The following is a 19398-nucleotide window of genomic DNA, read 5'->3' as shown; positions in this document are numbered from 1 at the left end:
ATCTTGTAGTAAAACTAGATCTAATGTCTCATCTCATAGCTCCTTCAATTCTTTCGGGCGATTTTGCCAATCTGGGCAAGGACATTGAAATGCTCAATAATAGCGCTGCCGACTGGATTCATGTGGACATTATGGATGGCGTTTTCGTTCCCAATATTTCCTTTGGTTTTCCTGTTATTAAGGCCATAAAAAAGCTAGCCGCAAAACCGCTTGATGTGCATTTAATGATCATAAAACCTGATCGCTATATCCATCGATTTAAAGAGGCTGGTGCCGATAATTTAATTGTTCACTTTGAAGCCTGCACCCACTTACACCGCACCATTCAAACTATTAAACAGGAAGGCATGCGAGCAGGTGTTGCGCTTAATCCGCATACAGCGGTCAACAATCTCGAAGCCATTATTCACGATGTTGATCAGCTCATGATTATGTCGGTAAACCCTGGTTTCGGTGGACAGAGATTCATAGAACAGACCTATCAAAAAATTGAACTTGTCCGTAATTTAATTGAGAAAACGGGTGCCAATACAAAAATTGAAGTCGACGGCGGCGTGAATTTAACAAACGCTCCAAAACTGCTCGCGGCCGGTGCTCATATCCTGGTATCAGGTAGCTTTATTTTTGGATCCGTCAATCCCATGGAAACTATTAGCGCTTTAAAAGGAATATCTTGAATCACTAAGAAGTAGTATTCCTTAATCAAACCATTAATGCCATTAATCCCTTAATAATTTTCTTAATGGTTATACTCTTTGAATCATTAAGGCATGAAGAATATTAAGATGTCATATTTCTAACCAAACCCTTAATGCCCTTAATCCCTTAATTTTATTCTTAATGGTTATTTTCATTCGTAATAATTCATTTTCAGCATCAAGTGGGAATATTATAAATTATAAATCGCGCCTTATAAACCGTTCAAATATCTGAGGGTTATCTTTATAAGGATACTTCGACAGCGTGCAATTTTTATTTGGAAAAGTTCCAAAGATACACACTACTATAAAAAAGATACACACTACTATAAACCAAAATAAAATGAATCAAGACAAACTCATAAAAACTGCGCAAGCCATGGTTACCGGTAACAAGGGCTTGATCGCCATGGACGAAAGCAATCCCACGTGCAATAAACGATTTGCCGCTTTGGATATTCCGCAAACTCCAAAAATGCGTCTGCTTTACCGCGAAATGCTCATCACAACTCCCGGACTTAACGAAGGCATCAACGCCGCTATATTATATGATGAGACTGTTCGGCAAAAACTTTCAGATGGTACGCCATTCGTTAAAGCAGTTAAAAACGCGGGCATTATCCCCGGAATTAAATTGGACATGGGTGCAAAAGACATGGCCGGTTTTCCGGAAGAAAAAATAACTGAAGGTTTGGATGGCTTGCGAGAACGCTTAGCTGAATACAGTGAAATGGGACTTCGCTTTGCTAAATGGCGCGCCGTAATAACTATTGACGACGGAGTTCCCACACGACGCGGTATTGTAAATAACGCCATTATTTTAGCACAATATGCAGCGCTTTGCCAAGAAGCGGGTTTAGTGCCAATCGTTGAACCAGAAGTTTTGATGGATGGCAAACATGATTTAAAAAGGTGTTTTTCCGTTACTGAGCATGTATTACACACGGTCTTTGATCAATTGTACAAACAGCGCGTTTTAACCGAAGGCATCATTTTAAAACCCAATATGGTTTTGCCAGGTTCAAATTGCCAAGACCAAAGTAACACCGAAGAAATTGCACATGCCACAGTGAAGTGTTTAATGCGAACCGTTCCCGCATCGGTGCCAGGAATAGCATTTTTATCTGGCGGACAAACTTCACAACAGGCTTCTGAGCGCTTAAATGCGATGAATGCCAACTATAAATCAGAAATGCCATGGGCACTTACGTTTTCTTTTAGTCGCGCCCTGCAGTATCCTGCAATGGATATTTGGAATGGGAAAGAAGAAAACTCTAAAAGGGCACAAAAAGCATTGCACCATCGTGCCATTTGCAATCGATTAGCCTGCTCTGGAGAATATTCTGAAATACTGGAGAAATCTATTTCATCAGCAAACGAAAGAGATTTAGAGTTTTTATAAAGTGTAAAAGTTTAATCAAAAAACAAGATAAAATGAAAAATACAGATAAAAAATCCGATAAACAAAAACCATCGGATAGCAAAAAAAATAGTCCAGCAAAAGATAAATCAGAAAACCAAGATTTTCCAGGTTATCCACATTATCCTCCATTCGAAGATATTTTCAACAATGAAAAAGAAGTCGATTTAGATCCTGAAGATCTTAAAAAAGTCAAGCATAAAGTATTTAAACCCGGGAAGAAAAACGAAAAGGATTTTTGTGAGGACATGACCGGCGAAGACCTTGACATACCAGGATCCAAAGCTGACGAGAAAGAAAATAATGCCGGAAGCGAAGATGAAGAAAACAATTATTACAGTTTAGGAGGCGACAATCATAAGGATCTTGAGGAAGACAAAGGCGAATAAAACTAACAGTAACAAACTACCATCTAGTTGACTTAGCAACAGTGAAACTTTAGGAAAAAGCCAACCTATTCACTAATTAAAAAACAAAAGTCATGGACATTTATCACGGTTATAATTTTGGAGGAATGCATATCATATGGTGGTTCATCTGGATGATTTTTATTTTCTGGATTTTCTTTACACCCTGGAACATTCCTGGAAACAGAAGAACGAAAGATACCCCACTTGAAATTTTACAAAAGCGCTATGCTGCAGGGAAAATAACCACAGAACAATACTTAGAACAGAAGAAATTATTAGAGAAGGATTAACCAAAACCATTCTCATTTAAGCAAGAACAAGATTCCTCAAATTAACTTTCATAAAAAAATTAACCCGACGAGTTTTGGATGGAAGATGATCATCACTTGATGATTCGCAGCAAAATTATCTTTGAAATTCTAACGAATGATACCACATTTTACAGAGGCCGAAAAAGCAGTTCATTATCCTGAAGATAGAAGATTCCATTTAGGAATGAAACCTTATATGAAGCTGATTTTGCTGGTCTTTTTAATTGGTGTAATCGGCGCGGCATGGCTACAATATTTGGTATTTGGTTTACCGTCCGATCCTTCCGCTGTACTTTCAACGATAACGCCGAACGAAGCTTCAGGTTTCCCCATATGGGTTAACCTCAGTCATTGGGTCAATTTCTTTTTTCTGATGTTGATTATAAGAAGCGGACTTTCCATATTGTTTGACCATCCGCGTTTGTATTGGAATAATTCAAGCGATCCCGAAAAGCAATGGATACGATTTACTCCTTTAAAAATTCCCAAGGATAAATTTTGGACCGCCAAAGAAGATGCCCGTTATATCAGTCCCATTGCGGGTTTGCCAGGTTACAAGCACACCGTGGGAATTGCAAGAGTATGGCATTTTCTAACCGTTCCCTTTTTTGTTTTAAACGGCGCTGTTTTTATTTTTCTTTTGTTTTACACCAATCAATGGCAACGGTTAGTTCCTGTATCATGGCAAATTGTCCCAGACGCTTGGAATGTTTTTGTGCATTATGCCACCTTTAATTTTCCTTTTGAACCCAATGGATTTTATCATTATAATGCCATACAGCAACTCTCCTATTTTGGAACGATATTTATTTTGGCGCCCCTTGCCATGCTCACAGGAATGGCGATGTCGCCTGCCATAGAAAATCGTTTTCATTGGTATCCAAAATTGTTTGGCAACCGACAAAGTGCCCGTTCCATTCACTTTTTAGTATTGATTGCGTTTAGCATTTTTATTATTATCCATATCAGCTTGATAGCGGCCACAGGATTGGTCAGAAACATGAACCACATTGTACTGGGAACTGATAATGCACAAAGTTATACTGGACTTTATATAGGAATAGCCATTATTTTATCAACGATTGCTTTTGCCTTTTTAGCCCATTGGCTTTCATGGCACAAACAACGTTCTCTGCAATACCTGCAAGCATCGATAAACGGACGACTTTGGAAATACACCATCAACCGTTTTAAAGTTAAAAAAAACTATCAGAAAAAGGATATTACGTCTTATTTCTGGCTGAATGGGAAAGAACCGGATTCAGCGGAGTGGAGAAACTTGGCTCAAAACAACTTTGCAGATTACAAACTTAAGATTGAAGGCTTGGTGGAAAATCCAGTAGAATTATCCCTCGCAGACCTAAAACAAATGGGCAAAGATCAAAACATTACCATGCACCATTGTATCCAAGGCTGGTCGGGTATTGCTGAATGGGGCGGATTACCTTTAAGCAAAATCATCGCCTTGGTAAAACCAAATCCAGAGGCAACCACCGTTGCTTTTTTCTCGTTCGGCGAAGGATTATACGGTGGCACCTATTACGATACCCATACACTGGACAATTGCCTGAAACCTGATTCCATATTAGCTTGGGAAATGAACTATGAACCGCTTTCCATTGGACATGGCGCACCATTGCGGTTGCGTGTCGAAAATCAGTTAGGCTATAAGATGGTCAAATGGATAGAACGTATCGAATTTGTAAAATCAGTTAAAGATTTAGGCAAAGGCTTTGGCGGAAAAAATGAAGATGACGAATATTTTGACTTACTGGCAGATAGTTAAAAATCGTAAAGGACATCCTTTTAAAACATATAATTTCAGATAGATTAACGAACACTAAAACATGCACCATGACAACTAATAACACGATGACCACGCTTTCGGAGGTTACCAATTTTCTCAACGACGCAGGATATACGATAGATTTTAATCTAAAACAAAGCTACCTAGAATGCATGAGCACTCATTTAAAAATATTTCCTGGAGAATTTATTGTAGATAAACATTACCGTTTTGAAGGAGAATCAGATCCTGCTGACGAAGCCATTGTTTTTGCCATTTCGTGTCCAAAACACAATTTGAAAGGCGTATTGATTAATGGCTATGGAATTTCCAGTGATAGCATTTCAGATGAAATGATAAAGGCATTAGATGAAAGGAAACACTAAAATCACTCATGTAATTAATTTAAAACTTAAATAAAATGAAAAAAGCTAACATCGGAATTTCCGATAAAAATAGAGAAGCTCTAGCTGAGCAGTTATCAAAAATACTGGCAGATGAATTTTTGCTCTATAACAAAACGCTTAATGCCCATTGGAATGTCGAAGGTCCAGATTTTCATACCGTTCATGTCTATCTTGAAACACTCTATAACAAACAACAGAAAATTGTTGATACCGTGGCCGAAAGGATTCGTGCAATCGGACATTATGCTCCGGGGCAACTTTCTAAATATCTTGAACTTACCCATCTTTCTGAAAAATCTCTGGATAAGAACGATAGCAAATCGCTCTTTGCCGAATTATTGGAAGACCACGAAAGTATCATTATTTTTTTAAGAGAAAATATTAGACCTACTGCCGATAAGTTAAAAGCAGAGGACATCAGCGATTATATTACCGGATTACTGGAATATCATGAAAAAACCGCATGGATGCTTCGGTCCCATTTAAATTAAGAAAAGTTGAAAATAACTTTAAAAAACTTCTATTTAATAGAAAAAGGAGATACACATTAAAGTTATGTCGGCCTATCCGTTTAGAAATATAAAAATGACTTAAGACATTAAGACCTAAGATACTTCGAGAAGCTCAGTGCTGCCCATAAGTGTAAAAAATATTGAAACGACCGACTTTCAACTGAAAATTGTCAGAGTTCTTAATCATACGTCTCAATGTCTTTTGTCATGTAATAATTTTGTTGATGTCCATTAATAGTCATAGTCATGGAAAAAAAGTATAATGACCCAACAGATCTAAGACCAGAAGGCCGACGACTTATGGACGCACCATTGGTAAGCATAGATATTCCTCAATTTAAAAAACAGTTAAAAATGGAGGCCACTTGGCAAACCAGCGACCGAAATGCCATTACTGTTTACAAGACCAATGGTTTACGTATGGTGTTGATTGCTCTTCATAAAGACGCTTTCATGCAAGAACATACCGCCGATGGCATTATAAGCGTACAAGTCCTTGAAGGTGAAATAAATTTCCGTACCGACAACGAATCCATAATTTTAAAAACAGGCCAAATGATTGCCTTGCATGAAGGTTTAAATCATAGTGTAGAGGCCATGGAAGAATCCGTGTTTTTATTGACTTTAACTACAGCTCTGGAAGTTTAAAATTTGTTTACCACATTTAATTCTTCATCAAAAATGAATAAGTCAATATGAAGTAAAATACGATCAAATTTTTTTAAAACAGACTAAAAGTCTGTTGCATTTTTGAAATTTATAGCAAATAATTTATGACCGAATTATCAGTAACCGAGTGAATTTGTGAAAATTCGTGTAATTAGTGTCAAAAAATTTTTAGCTCCCAGTTATTCGGAGAAAGGAAAAGGATTGAATGTACATACTTATCCGACCAAATTCAAACTGGGTTTTTACATAATTTAAGGCTAATAAAAATTCCATTAAAATCATAAAATGATTAAAGAGAAAGCTTTTCTGAAATTGAATGGAATCAACAGTCAAATGGCTGTTGAACGCCTAACAGCATTATGGGCTTTAAACGAATGTGCATTAGGAGGTTTAATGCATGCTTTTAATCTGCCTTTTACTGGAATTCTTGTTGGCGGTATTTCGGTATTGCTCATTACCTTAATTGCTTTTTACACCACTCATATTTGGTCAACATTGCTCAAAGCTTTAACCATTGTTTTATTGATCAAAGCTGGTGTCAGTCCTTATTCGCCAATTACCGCATATGTTGCGGTTTCCTTTCAGGCTTTCTTAGGAATGCTCTTGTATAGCCTGTTTTCTATTAATAAGCTTACAATTATTAGTTTAAGTGCTGTCACTTTTCTGGAATCTGGACTCCAAAAACTAATCACCTTAACTATTATTTTCGGACAATCACTTTGGGAAGCCTTAGATATTTATATGGCTTGGATTGAAAAGCAATTGTCTTTTTTTTCGTTCAATTTAAACAGCAAAACCTTGGCATATACTTTTCTTCTGACCTATTTCATAAGTGGTATTCTAGTAGGTTTTTTAATTATCCGAACTCTGAATTTATTACAGCAGATGCACATCTCGCAGATGGATTTCAAATTAGACATAGTCATTTCGGAGCTTAAATCTCCCAAAAAAAAGAATAAAAAAATCATCTTATATACAATTCTGATGATTGTTGTGCTTCTACCGATTCTGTATTTTAATAATGATTCTAAAGGTTGGCAAAAGGCTGTTTATTTAATAACTCGCAGTACTTTGATTTTAATTGTTTGGTACACTGTATTAGGGCCTTTATTAATAAAATCTTTAAATAAGTCACTTTCAAAAAAACGTCAATTTTATCAAGCAAACGTTCAGAGCATATTAAATATCTTTCCTTCCTTAAAAGCCATTATACATCAATCATGGAAAGACTGCAAACCCTTTAAAGGGTGGGACAGACTATCGCAATTCCTGGCAAAAAGTATCGCTTACAGTCTCTATTTTGACCATACGAAAGAATGATTTATATACTCTCTGATCATATCGAAACAGGAAAAACCAATGCCTTGTTAAAATGGTCAGAAGGCCGAAAAGACACCTTTGGAATTTTGACGCCAAGAGACGAAAATAATTACCGCTATATTTTAGATGTGCATACCACAGATAGTTTTAAAATGCAAACAGATTTGGCAACGGCCGATACGATATCTGTTGGTCGTTACCACTTTTTAAAGTCTGCTTTTAAAACAGGAAATAGCATCCTAAAAAAAGCCCTAAAAAACAATAAATCAAGATATATCATCATTGATGAGCTGGGCAAACTAGAATTACAATCGGACGGATTTCACGAAGCAACAACTTTGGCTATAAAAACGACTATTAACAGTAATGCCTTAAATCTCATTTTAATCATCCGAACATCATTATTATCACAAATAATCAAAAAATATCATATTACAGATTACCAATTCATTACGATTAAAGATTTAAACAAACAGTTAGAATTTCCCATAGAAAACAGGAATAAAAAGAATTTTTGAAGCTAAAGGAAGATGCGAAAAAATTTTAAACCAATAGAAGAAAACAAACAGATGGAGTCAAACCGTTTGTTTAGTGGTATCGCTGAATTATCCCCAGCTTATTTTTCAATGGTTATGGCAACGGGAATTGTATCTATTGCTGCACATTTATACCATTATACACTTTTGGCGAGCACACTGTTTTTTATTAATGGGATTGCCTATGTCATACTTTGTATTTTATTCGTTTTTCGTTTCATTTCTTACAAAAAGGAATTTCGATCTGACGTTATTGACGACAGAAAAAACATGGGATTTCTTTCTTTTGTTGCGGCAAGTTGTATCCTTGGTAACCAGTTTTTTTTGATTGAGAATAATCATCAGATGGGGATTTTCTTTTTAATAATAGGATTCTTGTCTTGGATAACTCTTAGCTATTCACTGTTTGCCATTCTTATACAAAAGCGCAAGAAGCAAACAATAAAAGCAATAAGTGGCACATGGCTTCTACTTGTAGTTGCTACGCAGTCAGTTTCCATATTGAGTACAAAACTGGAGGAATTCCTGCCATTTTCTCATGAAGAAGTTCTCTTTTTCTCTCTTATGTTATTTTTATGCGGATGCATGTTTTATATCATCATCATAACACTGATCATCTATCGACTTATATTTTTCAATCTGCATGCCGAAGAACTTGGCCCTCCTTATTGGATCAACATGGGCGCTGATGCCATTACTGTTTTAGCAGGTTCTGCTCTCATTATCAGTGCTGAAAAATGGCCTTTTTTAACCGAATTACTTCCTTTTCTTAAAGGATTCACATTGTTGTTTTGGGCTATTGGAACTTGGTGGATTCCGTTGATTTTAATTTTGGGTGTATGGCGACATATTATAAAAAAAGTGCCATTGAGATATAACTCCCAATATTGGGGAATGGTATTCCCTTTGGGCATGTACACCGTATGTACCCTAAGATTATCTGAAGCTATAGCGTTGCCTTTTTTAATGGGTATTTCTTCAGTTTTCGTGTTTTTTGCCATTGGTGTATGGGCGGTTATTTTTATTGGTTTGATTTATACTATTGTTTTAAATGGCATCATAAAACAATAAATTTAAGTCCCAATAAACCTGAGCTTTAGCTCGGGATATAGAAATGTAGAAGAGCATAGGGCTTTAGCCCAACTGTACCAAAATAGGATTTTTTGGCTAAAGCCTTTTACTTTTTATTTTCTGACCTCCAGCTAATGCTGTAGGTTATTCAAAGTTAAAAAACCCAATAACCCCATGCTTTAGCTCGGGGCATAAAAGTGAAGAGGAAAGGGCTTTAGCCCAAACCGTACCCAAGAAATTCTGTATCAAGGCAGACCATTGATAATATCCAAAAGCCAACTTGGATAGGCACCCAACCAAATCATAAATACCGTTAAGAGCATCAATGCCAGACTACCCGCAAGAAGTGAAGAAACTTTGCTCTCGCCTTTTGGGTCCAGTCGTATGGTAGGAACGACATCCTTTTCTTGACGCATCATCACAACAATCACTCGCAAATAGTAATATAAACCTATAACGCTTCCTATCACTAAAGCGATAACAAGCAACCATTGAGATTGCCCTACTCCTGCTGTCAAAACAAAGAACTTACCTGTAAAACCTGCAGTTAAAGGTATTCCGGCCAAGGAAAGCAAGCTCACGGTAAAGGCAAGTGCTAAAAATGGCTTCCTCCAGAACAATCCTTGGTAATCTTCAATATCAATCGCCTCTTCCTCTGATTTGGAAACAAGTGTAATTAATCCAAAAGCCGCCAGGATAGAGATTACATATATTGTTAGATAAAATGTAGCTGCCGGAACAGCCATTTCTCCACCAGCAATGATAGCCACCAATAAATATCCGAAATGAGCAATAGAGGAATACGCCAACATCCGCTTTACGTTATCTTGCAACAACGCTAATAAATTGCCCACTACCATAGAAAGAACAGATAGAATTGTGAATACCCATACAATATTTTCAAATCTATACAGGTCAGCCAATATAAAAAACCTTAATAATATGGCTACAATGGCTCCCTTGGCAACTGATGCAATAAATGCACTTATCGGCGAGGAAGCGCCTTCATAAATATCTGGTGTCCACATATGGAAAGGAACAGCCGCCAACTCAAATCCGATACCTACAATCATTAAGGCAATTCCGGCAATCAGCATCACCTGTGACGTGCCTGTTAAATCGGAAGAAATTGTTGACAATGCGCTGAAGGACATCGTGCCAGAAGCAGCATAAACCAAAGCCATTCCCAACAATAAAAATGCTGCTGCCAAAGCGGCGAGAATCAGATATTTCAATCCGGCTTCAATGGCTTTTTCTCTTTCTCTATAGTAAGCGATGAGCGTATATAAGGAGATACTCAAGATTTCCAAACTCACAAAAAGGGTTATAAAATGTGTACTAAAAACCAACATTCCCGCACCCAAACTCGCCAACATCAATAAGAGATAGAACTCTTCTTTTCTTTTTTCTGGATAAAAATCTCTCAAACTGATATAACTAAAAATGGCCACAACAAAAGTGGTTAACAAAATCAAGGCCAGGTAATAATAACCAAAAGCATCAATAATAAAAAGATCACTGATAGCATAAGATGTCTCAGGCCAACTCATAAATACCGCGATCAGTGAAGCCAGCAAAATAACCAAGGTCAATGCAAATGTCAAAACATGACGGCGCCGCATAGCGATTAAAAGCAGAGTCAAAAGAATTCCTCCGCATAGAATCACAACTGGCAATAAGCTGGTTATATCTTGTTCTGACATGTCTTATTCAGTTTTGATTGATTTAATTTTTTGAGCCTGATTTTCCTTTTTCACATCCATAGATTTTTCATTCAGAAAGTCTCCCCCATTATAAACGGTATTTTTATCGATACTTCCAAGTTCTTCCTTTTCGCCTGACTTCGACATCCTAACTTCTTGAATCACTTTTTGCACCGGAACTTCAGACATACGCAATACCGATGAAGGATACCAACCTAACCAAAGAATGACACCCGTAAGAGAAAGCATGACGATCATTTCACGCACCCCAAAATCTGGAATCACCCAGACTTTACGTTCTTCTTCGTAAAATACTTTCTGAATGATTCGAAGTGCATAGGCTGTAGCTGTTATAAGAACCATGGTCGCGATGATGGTCAGCACTTTAAAAGGCCCTTGATAAGACCCAATCAGAATTAAAATTTCTGCAATAAAATTTCCAAGTCCTGGTAATCCCATGGAAGCCATTACAAATACCAACCCCATTGTTCCCATTCTAGGAACCTGACGCCACAGTCCTCCCATTTGAGCCAAATCTCTGGTATGGATGCGATCGTAAAGAGATCCTGCGATAATGAACAGTGCACCGGTACTGACCGCATGAACAATCATCTGCATGACAACGCCCTGCATAGCCATCTCATTAAAAGAATAGATGCCTAACAAAATAAAACCCATATGACTGACACTGATATAGGCCACTAGCCGCTTAAAATCGGTTTGCGCGAATGCGAGTTTAGCGCCATATAAAATACTGATAACGCCTAATAAAACTGCCAGAGGTGCAAGCTGATGAGATGCCTCTGGAAATAATGGCAAGGCAAATCGTATCAAACCATAAGCACCAGTTTTTAGCAATAAACCTGCAAGGATCACGCTACCTGCAGTAGGTGCTTGGGTATGCGCATCGGGCAACCAACTATGGAGCGGCACGGTAGAGAGTTTAACGGCAAAAGCAACTACAAAACCAAGCATGAGTATAAAAGCTGTTCCCTTCGGAATAACAGTACCCAACAACTGTTCGTAGTCAAAGGTATATACATCCGTATTTTGTCCGTGGATAAAATATAATCCCAAAATACCAAGAAGCATCAACAAACCACTTGCTTGTGTGAACAGGAAAAACTTTTTACCAGCATAAATTCGATCTTCATGCCCCCATATACTGATCAGAAAATACATGGGCACTAGCATCAATTCCCAAGAGAAATAAAATAAAAACAGATCCAAGGCAAGAAATACCCCTGTAATTCCCGCCAATTCTAAAAGCAGATTAAAATGGAAAAAACCGACCCTTGTTTTTATTTCCTTCCATGAGACCAATACGCAAATCACACTCAAAAAAGAAGTCAGTAGTAACATCAGCAAGCTCAGTCCATCCATCCCAAGTTTAAACTGAATACCAAAAGATGGCATCCAATTCCCGGTATAACTAATAATCCATCCCTCACTATCGATACCTGAATCATGTCCAAGCCATAACCACAGTGTAATCCCAAAATACACAAGTGTCCCAACAAGACTAATCAACTTAGGAAGAAAAGTGCTCCATCTGCTTGCTAGCCAAGCCAGCAAACCTGTTCCTATCAACAATATGAGGATCCAAACGAGTATCATGGAAAAAAGATTATGGTTAATATAAGTATTGCTCCCGTCGCTATAATCATGGCGTACCAACGTAACTGGCCATTTTGAGTAGCACTCAATAAGACGTTTAACTGTCTGGCGATATATGCCAATCCTGTATAAAACTTATCGATAATATCATTTTTATTAATCTTAGACAAAAACACCATGGGCTCTACAATCAGTTTGTCATAAACCAAATCAAAATCCCATCCTTTAAAGAAAAATTGTTGTATTGCATTTCGTTGGGGCACAGCAGCAGGAAACGGTTTGTTAAAAAAGAGTTTGTAAGCTATAAAAACCGCTACCAAAGCAACGACTGCAGATATTATCTGGAAAATCAATTCCGTTGAAGGTTGTAATGACAAAAGTGTGGTTGCCGGTAAGGTCTTTTCTACAAAATTTGAAACTAATGTCAGATGTCCCATATTATCAGGCAATTCGATAAAGCCTCCGGCGAACGAGAAAAAGGCCAAGACCACCAAAGGAATAGTGATCATCCACCCAGGACGATGTGTAGGTTCAGCCTTCGCTTTTCCGAAGAACGTAAGAAAAACCATTCGAAAAGTATAAAGTGCAGTAATAAAAGCACCTACTATTGCAGCCAGCCATAAGCCCTTCGATCCTTTATCACTGGCATAAGCCAACCATATAATTTTATCTTTACTATAATATCCTGCCGTAATTAAGGGCAAAGCAGAAAGAGATGCTGAAGCAATCAAGAACGTCCAGAAAGTTATGGGCAATTTTTTCCACAAACCTCCCATTTTAAACATATTATGTTCATCCCGCATCACCCATATCACAGCTCCCGCTCCCAAGAACAAAAGTGCTTTAAAAAATGCATGAATCATAAAGTGAAATAAAGCTGCTGACCATGCTCCTATTCCCAGCGCCAGGAACATATAACCAATTTGTGATATCGTAGAATAGGCCAATACCTTTTTTATATCATGCTGATACAATGCTGACATACCTGCAATAAGCAATGTGGCCGCTCCGATAATAGCAACCGTATGCTGTGCGATGGGAGCAATTTCAAATAACACATGCGTTCTGGCAATCAGATAAACCCCAGCGGTGACCATTGTAGCAGCATGGAGTAATGCTGAAACTGGCGAAGGTGCCGCCATGGCGTCGGGCAACCAGGTTTGCAGAGGAAGTTGTGCCGATTTACCAACCGCTCCTCCCAATAGTAAAAAAGCCGTAGCCACTGCAATACCTGATCCTACCGTCCATGTTTCAGGAGCTTCCATAAGTATATTTTGGATATTTAGCGTATTAAAACTCATGAATAGGATGTAAAAACTGACAGCGAGGGCAGCATCGCCTATGCGTGTTACAATAAATGCTTTCCTCGCAGCATAACCATTTTTTGGATCTTTATACCAATACCCTATTAACAGATAACTGCATAAACCTACCCCTTCCCATCCCAGATAAAGAAAGAGTAAATTATCTGCCAAAACGAGTATTAGCATTAAGCCAACAAACAGGTTCATAAAGACAAAAAAGCGCACGAAGCCTTCCTCTTTCCACATAAATTCTGCCGAATACAAATGAATCAAAGCCCCGACAAAAGTGATAATAAAAATAAAAATAAGCGAAACAGTGTCCAGATGGAATCCAATATTTGGAGACAAACCATAAACGTCAAACCATTGCCAGACCACCTGAAGATAAGGCGTAGTATCACCCAAAAATTCATAGCCCACAATTAAGGTCAAAATCGCTGAAAGACTGACAGATCCAACTCCGACTGCGGCACTGAGGGCACGAGGCAATTTTCCACCAGCAAATGCCAGGATGAGTGCTCCTGCAAAAGGTAATGCCACAATTAACCAAAGAAGATCCTTCATATTACTGCATTTTTATCATCCTTTCATTTTATTGACTTTGCTCACATCCAGCGATCCCGATTGCTTAAAGAGCTGTATAATCAATGCTAGGCCCACAGAAACCTCAGCAGCGGCCATCGCCAATATAAAAATGAACATAACCTGCCCATCCGCTTGTCCCCAGGATGCACCGGCCACCACAAAGGCCAATCCTGCAGCATTGAGCATGATTTCTATACATAGCAACATGAATATAATATTCCGTCGTATGAGTAAACCCACCAATCCGATGCAGAATAAAATCACTGCCAGTAAAAGACCATATTCCATAGGTATATTCATGAAGTTTCTATTTTATCATGTTCTTCCTTTAGATATCTGTGGAGATTTTTTCGTTCTTTTTGCCCTAAATGGTAGGCGCCCACAATTCCGGCCGTCAATAAAAACCCAGCCAAATCAACGACCAGTGCATATTTGGTAAACATTAACTTGCCTACTACCTCGGGAGATATCGTGTGATTTGCCATGGGATGATAGCTATCACTGAATAACATATATAACATCTCGACCACCAAAATCAAGGCGATAATAGACGGCCCGATCCAGACTTTTGGCTTCATAAAATCATATGCTTTATCGTCATCTGAACTATCTATATGCAACATCATAATCACAAAAACAAACAAAACCATTATGGCACCGGCGTAAATGATCACCTCTAAAGCCGCGATAAAAGGTGCGCCCAAAATGAAAAAAATCACCGAAACTGATAATAGCGACACAATGAAATACAATAAGGCATGTACTGCATTTTTTGCGACAACCACCATTAGTGTGGAAAGAATGGCCAAAATACCCGCTATGTAAAAGAATATTTCCATCTTATTATTGATTTTTATGGCATAAGCCTTCTCACATCTACAGGTTGATCTTCTTGTTCTCCTTCTCCTTTTTCTTTGACTCCTACAGCAACCCCAGCATGCTTGTAATAATTATAGCCATGATATTTTCCTTGCCCCATGATCAGCAAATCCTCTTTTTCATACACTAGATTCTGACGGTCATATTCGGCCATTTCAAAATCGGGAATCAATTGGATAGCATACGTAGGACAAGCATCCTCACAATAGCCACAAAAGATGCACCGCGAGAAATTGATACGGAAAAACTCAGGATATCGTCGTCCTTCATCATCTTCTGTCGCCTGAAGTGAAATACAATCTACAGGACAGGCCGCTGCACATAAATAACACCCCACGCAGCGTTCCATCCCATCTGGGTCACGAGAAAGTATAATTCTGCCTCGCCATCGTGGTGCTAAATATGCTTTTTTCTCGGGATACTCAATCGTCACCCGCTTATGGAACATATGTAAAAACGTCAACCAAATTGATCTTATAATGCTGAACATGAGATTATTTTTTTATGTGATCCAAAATCCATTATGAATTAAAATACAGTACAAACGCACCAGTTACCAACAGGTTCAAAAGTGAAAGTGGCAAAAGTATCTTCCATCCTACAGTCATTAACTGGTCATATCTTGGTCTGGGCAATGACGCCCGCAACAAAATAAAAAACAGAATAAAAGCGAACATTTTAATTAAAAACCAAACAACTGGTGGCAAAAATCCAAACCCCAGCCATCCTCCAAAAAACAGGGTCGTAATGAGTGCCGAAATCAACGTAATGCCGAGGTATTCTCCAACAAAGAACATCCCGAATTTCATCCCAGAATATTCTGTATGGTAGCCTGCAATCAATTCATTTTCTGCTTCAGGAAGATCGAAAGGAAGCCGATGCGTCTCAGCGAGGCCAGCAATAAAGAAGATGATAAACCCTAAAAATTGAGGAATAAAAAACCATATCTTCTCCTGTGCCAATACGATATCGGTCATGTTGAACGAACCGGCCATAATAACAACGCCCATCAGGGAAAGTCCCATAAAAACTTCGTAAGAAATCATTTGGGCTGAGCCTCGAACGCCACCTAAAAGGGAATATTTATTATTGGATGCCCAACCGCCCAGCACCACACTGTACGCCCCTAATGATGACATGGCCAGGAAAAAGAGCACTCCAATATTGAGGTCTGCCACCAAAATTCCAGGTGCAAATGGAATGATTGTAAAACTGAGCAAGATCGTTACCATCACGATAGTCGGCGCCAGAACAAATACGATTTTATTAGCAAATGGAGGGATCCAGTCTTCTTTAAAAAACAATTTAATCATGTCGGCCAAAACCTGAAGCAGTCCAAAAGGGCCAACTCGATTTGGGCCATACCGATCCTGCCAGGCAGCAAGCATTCTTCGCTCTACCCAGATTAGACCAGCTGCGATGCTGACAAGCACCAGCAGTATTGCTAGCGCAATAAGCGTTAATTTAAATGTTTCATTCATGACTCATCCGTTTTATTATGGTTTCGAAAGGAAAATCGATGCCTGCCGTTTCCGTTAATCCTTTTGGCAAACCCAAAATTCCTATTGGGATTTCCTTATGAAATTTTAGAGGAAATTGTCTTTTTTCGTCCTTAATAGTAACTTCGATTAAATCTCCTTCCTGGAGATTATTCTTAATGGCGTCATCGTCGTTAAGCGCGATGTATGCTTGAGGAATCCGTTCCATTACAGCTGGACTTTGGGCACTCAATTCTTCAGATCCGAAAATATGATACAATGGTAGGCCACAGTAAACATCCTGTTTTGGAAAAAATTCCGAAGGCCTATGATCTGAAAAACTCAAATCAGAAGTTTCCTTTGGTTCAAATAATCTCTTACCTGGATTTCCTCCTTGCAATGGCCCGCCAACTTCAACCTGATATTTGTTGAGCGCTTGCACAGAATTCCAGCCAGGTGTCCAGTAAAAAGGTGTAATCGACGGTGGTGGCACTCCGGTAAAACCTTCCATCGTAAAGGAAAGTGCAGAATTTGGATCTTCGGGCGGTTTAGGTTCGCTCACATTCATATCAGCGTGCATGGCAGTTCTTCCACTATAGCGATGCGGTTCACGGGGAATTTTTTGTGTGCCTTCCCTAAATCCTTCCAGAGGAGCGACATCTTGCACCGGTTTCAATTCTGGGAATTCCTGTATCATATCATTTACAATGTCATCAAAGCTTGCCGGTCCCCATTTATCCATCATAATTTCCTGAATCCACTCCCAACTACTCTGGATATCATTATCAGGTTGATGCGCCCGGTAGAATCGTTGTGCTCGGCCTTCATTGTTTACGACGGTGCCATCGGCTTCGGCGAATGTTCCTACAGGTAAAACATATTTAGATTGATGTGTTGTGGCATTTTCTAAGTAATGAAAGCTTATGATATTTTTTTGGTGCTTTAAAAAAGCGTCTATACTACTTTTATCTTTACGTTGATATAGGTCGTTCTCAAGGATTATGGTTGCATCGGCTTTATTTGATTTATCTATTGCATCTTCTAAAAACTGATCTGTTAGCAGAGATAAACCAATGGAATTCACTTCGGGAGCGATATAAACCAATCCCGGATCTTTACCTTGTTTTTTTAATGTATATGCCAATGTTGCTGCTGACTGTATTAGGACTTCACTGTACAGACTTGTGCCTGCAATGATCAATGGTTTTTTCGCTGCTAGCAGGGCTTTGGCAATTTCAACAACCAGTGGAGACGCAATGCATTGCGTCTCTACCGACGCGGAAACCGCATATACCAAACGTGCAATATTATCCGGATGCGCATAATACGATTGGGTTGCAATGTCATCCAATTTCGTCACATGGACTGTGGCTATATAAAATGGCCCTGTTGCTTCCTGCACAACTTCGCGTGTGGCGGCATCATTCCAGACGGGAATCTTTAATTCCCTTGCTTCTTCATTGGGTTTATTTTTGGCGGCCTGTCTCAGGTTGAGCGCTAACATGGGCGCGGTGTTGGTCACATCTTCCCCGATGATAAAAACGGCATCATAATCTTTAACCTCACTTAGTGAAGGCGTTCTTACCGATCCTTCCTTCAATATTTTAATGATTTGTTGGATTAACTTCCCTTCAGAAGTTGGAATGCCAGCATAGAAATTTTCTGCTCCCACCCATTGACGTAATAAAAAATTGGATTCGAGTGAAGCTTTTGGGGAACCGATGCCGATTAATTGATTAGCATCATCAGTAATTCCTTTGATGCCTTTAATCGCTTCTTCCTTTGTTATGGGCGAAGGGTTGCCCTTTTCTATTTTAAAAGGAGCGATAAGTCGGCTTTCACTATTTACATATTCATAGCCAAACCGGCCACGATCACATATAAAATAACCATTCACATCGCCATTGTAGCGGTTTCTGATTCTTCTAAGACTTCCGTAACGTTCGCCCGCAATAATGTTGCAACCCAAGGAACAATTATGGCAAATGGAAGGGCCATTAGTCATGTCCCATTTTCGTGTGAAATGTTTTTTTAATGTTTTATCAGTGAAAACACCTGTAGGACAAACCTCTATCAGATTGCCACTAAATTCATTTTCCAAAGTACCTGGCTCATGTCGACCAAAATACACGTTATCATGACCTGCAAACACATCAAAATCTTTTCCTCCAGCATAGTTATTATAGAACCTCGTGCAACGGTAACACTGGATGCACCGATTCATCTCATGGTTAACAAAAGGGCCGAGGTACTGATTGTTATGGGTTCTTTTATTAAACCGATAGCGTCTATAATTATGCCCTGTCATGACCGTCATGTCTTGTAAATGACATTCGCCACCTTCGTCACATACGGGACAATCATGTGGATGATTAACCATCAAGGCTTCAATATTATGAGCGCGAAAACTATAGGCCTCTGGATCTGTAAGAGAAATGCGCATATTCTCCCTCACGGGTTCCAAACAAGCCATAACCAACTTGCCTTTTTTATCATCATCGTTTTTATACGACATAATAGCGCATTGCCGACAGGCGGCCACCGATCCCAATTCTGGGTGCCAGCAAAAATAAGGTAGATCCATTTCAAGCGACAAACAAGCTTCGAGCACGTTGTTGTCCTTATCTACCTCATAGACTTTATCATCGATGGTTATATTGACTTTCATTTATGTTTATTCTTTTTAATTGGT

19 protein-coding genes are annotated in these 19398 nt (G+C 38.8%); 11 read left to right on the top strand and 8 right to left on the bottom strand.

Annotation, left to right across the window (positions count from 1 at the left end):
* Positions 1-23 precede the first annotated feature (23 nt).
* From rpe to ACOH2D_RS07160, 11 genes are all read left to right on the top strand, one after another.
* Positions 24-677, top strand: coding sequence for a ribulose-phosphate 3-epimerase (gene rpe, locus ACOH2D_RS07210; protein WP_449534835.1), 654 nt, complete (start codon positions 24-26; stop codon positions 675-677).
* Positions 678-1041: 364 nt separating this feature from the next.
* Positions 1042-2100, top strand: coding sequence for a class I fructose-bisphosphate aldolase (locus ACOH2D_RS07205; protein ID WP_348036416.1), 1059 nt, complete (start codon positions 1042-1044; stop codon positions 2098-2100).
* A gap of 32 nt (positions 2101-2132) precedes the next feature.
* A complete protein-coding gene (locus ACOH2D_RS07200; protein ID WP_449534834.1) occupies positions 2133-2507 on the top strand; it encodes a hypothetical protein in 375 nt (124 codons plus the stop codon).
* A gap of 92 nt (positions 2508-2599) precedes the next feature.
* Entirely contained in the window at positions 2600-2818 is a 219-nt protein-coding gene (locus ACOH2D_RS07195; protein ID WP_348036414.1) for an SHOCT domain-containing protein, read from the top strand.
* A 136-nt stretch (positions 2819-2954) separates the two neighbouring features.
* Positions 2955-4625 (top strand): molybdopterin-dependent oxidoreductase, encoded by a 1671-nt coding sequence (locus ACOH2D_RS07190; protein WP_348036413.1) that lies wholly within the window; start codon positions 2955-2957, stop codon positions 4623-4625.
* Positions 4626-4693: 68 nt separating this feature from the next.
* Complete coding sequence (locus tag ACOH2D_RS07185) at positions 4694-5011, top strand: phosphoribosylpyrophosphate synthetase (RefSeq protein ID WP_348036412.1); 318 nt, start codon at positions 4694-4696, stop codon at positions 5009-5011.
* A 35-nt stretch (positions 5012-5046) separates the two neighbouring features.
* Positions 5047-5523, top strand: a complete 477-nt coding sequence (locus ACOH2D_RS07180) for a Dps family protein (protein ID WP_348036411.1) — start codon at positions 5047-5049, stop codon at positions 5521-5523.
* 267 nt (positions 5524-5790) lie between these two features.
* Entirely contained in the window at positions 5791-6192 is a 402-nt protein-coding gene (locus tag ACOH2D_RS07175; RefSeq protein WP_348036410.1) for a cupin domain-containing protein, read from the top strand.
* Between the two features lie 306 nt (positions 6193-6498).
* Positions 6499-7533: a hypothetical protein gene (locus ACOH2D_RS07170; protein WP_449534833.1), complete on the top strand. Its 1035-nt coding sequence runs from the start codon at positions 6499-6501 to the stop codon at positions 7531-7533.
* A complete protein-coding gene (locus tag ACOH2D_RS07165) occupies positions 7530-8051 on the top strand; it encodes a nucleoside-triphosphatase (protein ID WP_348036408.1) in 522 nt (173 codons plus the stop codon). Before ACOH2D_RS07170 ends, ACOH2D_RS07165 begins: the two co-directional genes overlap by 4 nt.
* Before the next feature lie 12 nt (positions 8052-8063).
* The gene (locus ACOH2D_RS07160; RefSeq protein ID WP_449534832.1) at positions 8064-9140 is read left to right on the top strand and encodes a tellurite resistance/C4-dicarboxylate transporter family protein; all 1077 of its coding nucleotides are present in this window, start codon (positions 8064-8066) and stop codon (positions 9138-9140) included.
* A 245-nt stretch (positions 9141-9385) separates the two neighbouring features.
* Here the strand turns inward: ACOH2D_RS07160 and ACOH2D_RS07155 are convergent, their stop codons facing one another.
* The 8 genes from ACOH2D_RS07155 to nuoG are packed head-to-tail and all read right to left on the bottom strand — an operon-like array spanning position 9386 to position 19374.
* On the bottom strand, positions 9386-10843 hold the full coding sequence (locus ACOH2D_RS07155) for an NADH-quinone oxidoreductase subunit N (protein ID WP_449534831.1): 1458 nt from the start codon (positions 10841-10843) through the stop codon (positions 9386-9388).
* A gap of 3 nt (positions 10844-10846) precedes the next feature.
* Positions 10847-12460: a complex I subunit 4 family protein gene (locus ACOH2D_RS07150; protein WP_449534830.1), complete on the bottom strand. Its 1614-nt coding sequence runs from the start codon at positions 12458-12460 to the stop codon at positions 10847-10849.
* A complete protein-coding gene (gene nuoL / locus ACOH2D_RS07145) occupies positions 12457-14328 on the bottom strand; it encodes an NADH-quinone oxidoreductase subunit L (protein ID WP_348036404.1) in 1872 nt (623 codons plus the stop codon). The genes ACOH2D_RS07150 and nuoL overlap by 4 nt, the downstream gene beginning before the upstream one ends.
* A gap of 15 nt (positions 14329-14343) precedes the next feature.
* On the bottom strand, positions 14344-14649 hold the full coding sequence (nuoK, locus tag ACOH2D_RS07140; RefSeq protein ID WP_348036403.1) for an NADH-quinone oxidoreductase subunit NuoK: 306 nt from the start codon (positions 14647-14649) through the stop codon (positions 14344-14346).
* Positions 14646-15188: an NADH-quinone oxidoreductase subunit J gene (gene nuoJ / locus ACOH2D_RS07135; RefSeq protein WP_348036402.1), complete on the bottom strand. Its 543-nt coding sequence runs from the start codon at positions 15186-15188 to the stop codon at positions 14646-14648. The genes nuoK and nuoJ overlap by 4 nt, the downstream gene beginning before the upstream one ends.
* Positions 15189-15202: 14 nt before the next feature.
* Positions 15203-15718 carry an NADH-quinone oxidoreductase subunit NuoI gene (gene nuoI / locus ACOH2D_RS07130; RefSeq protein WP_348036401.1) on the bottom strand — a complete coding sequence of 172 codons (516 nt, stop codon included), beginning with the start codon at positions 15716-15718 and terminating at the stop codon, positions 15203-15205.
* A gap of 31 nt (positions 15719-15749) precedes the next feature.
* On the bottom strand, positions 15750-16709 hold the full coding sequence (gene nuoH / locus ACOH2D_RS07125) for an NADH-quinone oxidoreductase subunit NuoH (protein ID WP_348036400.1): 960 nt from the start codon (positions 16707-16709) through the stop codon (positions 15750-15752).
* Positions 16702-19374, bottom strand: a complete 2673-nt coding sequence (gene nuoG, locus ACOH2D_RS07120; RefSeq protein WP_449534829.1) for an NADH-quinone oxidoreductase subunit NuoG — start codon at positions 19372-19374, stop codon at positions 16702-16704. Before nuoG ends, nuoH begins: the two co-directional genes overlap by 8 nt.
* Between the last annotated feature and the right edge of the window lie 24 nt (positions 19375-19398).

The organism is Gelidibacter sp., assembly GCF_053579655.1.
The sequence above is the reverse complement of the archived record's forward strand: the minus strand, read 5'-3'. Positions and strand labels throughout refer to the sequence as shown.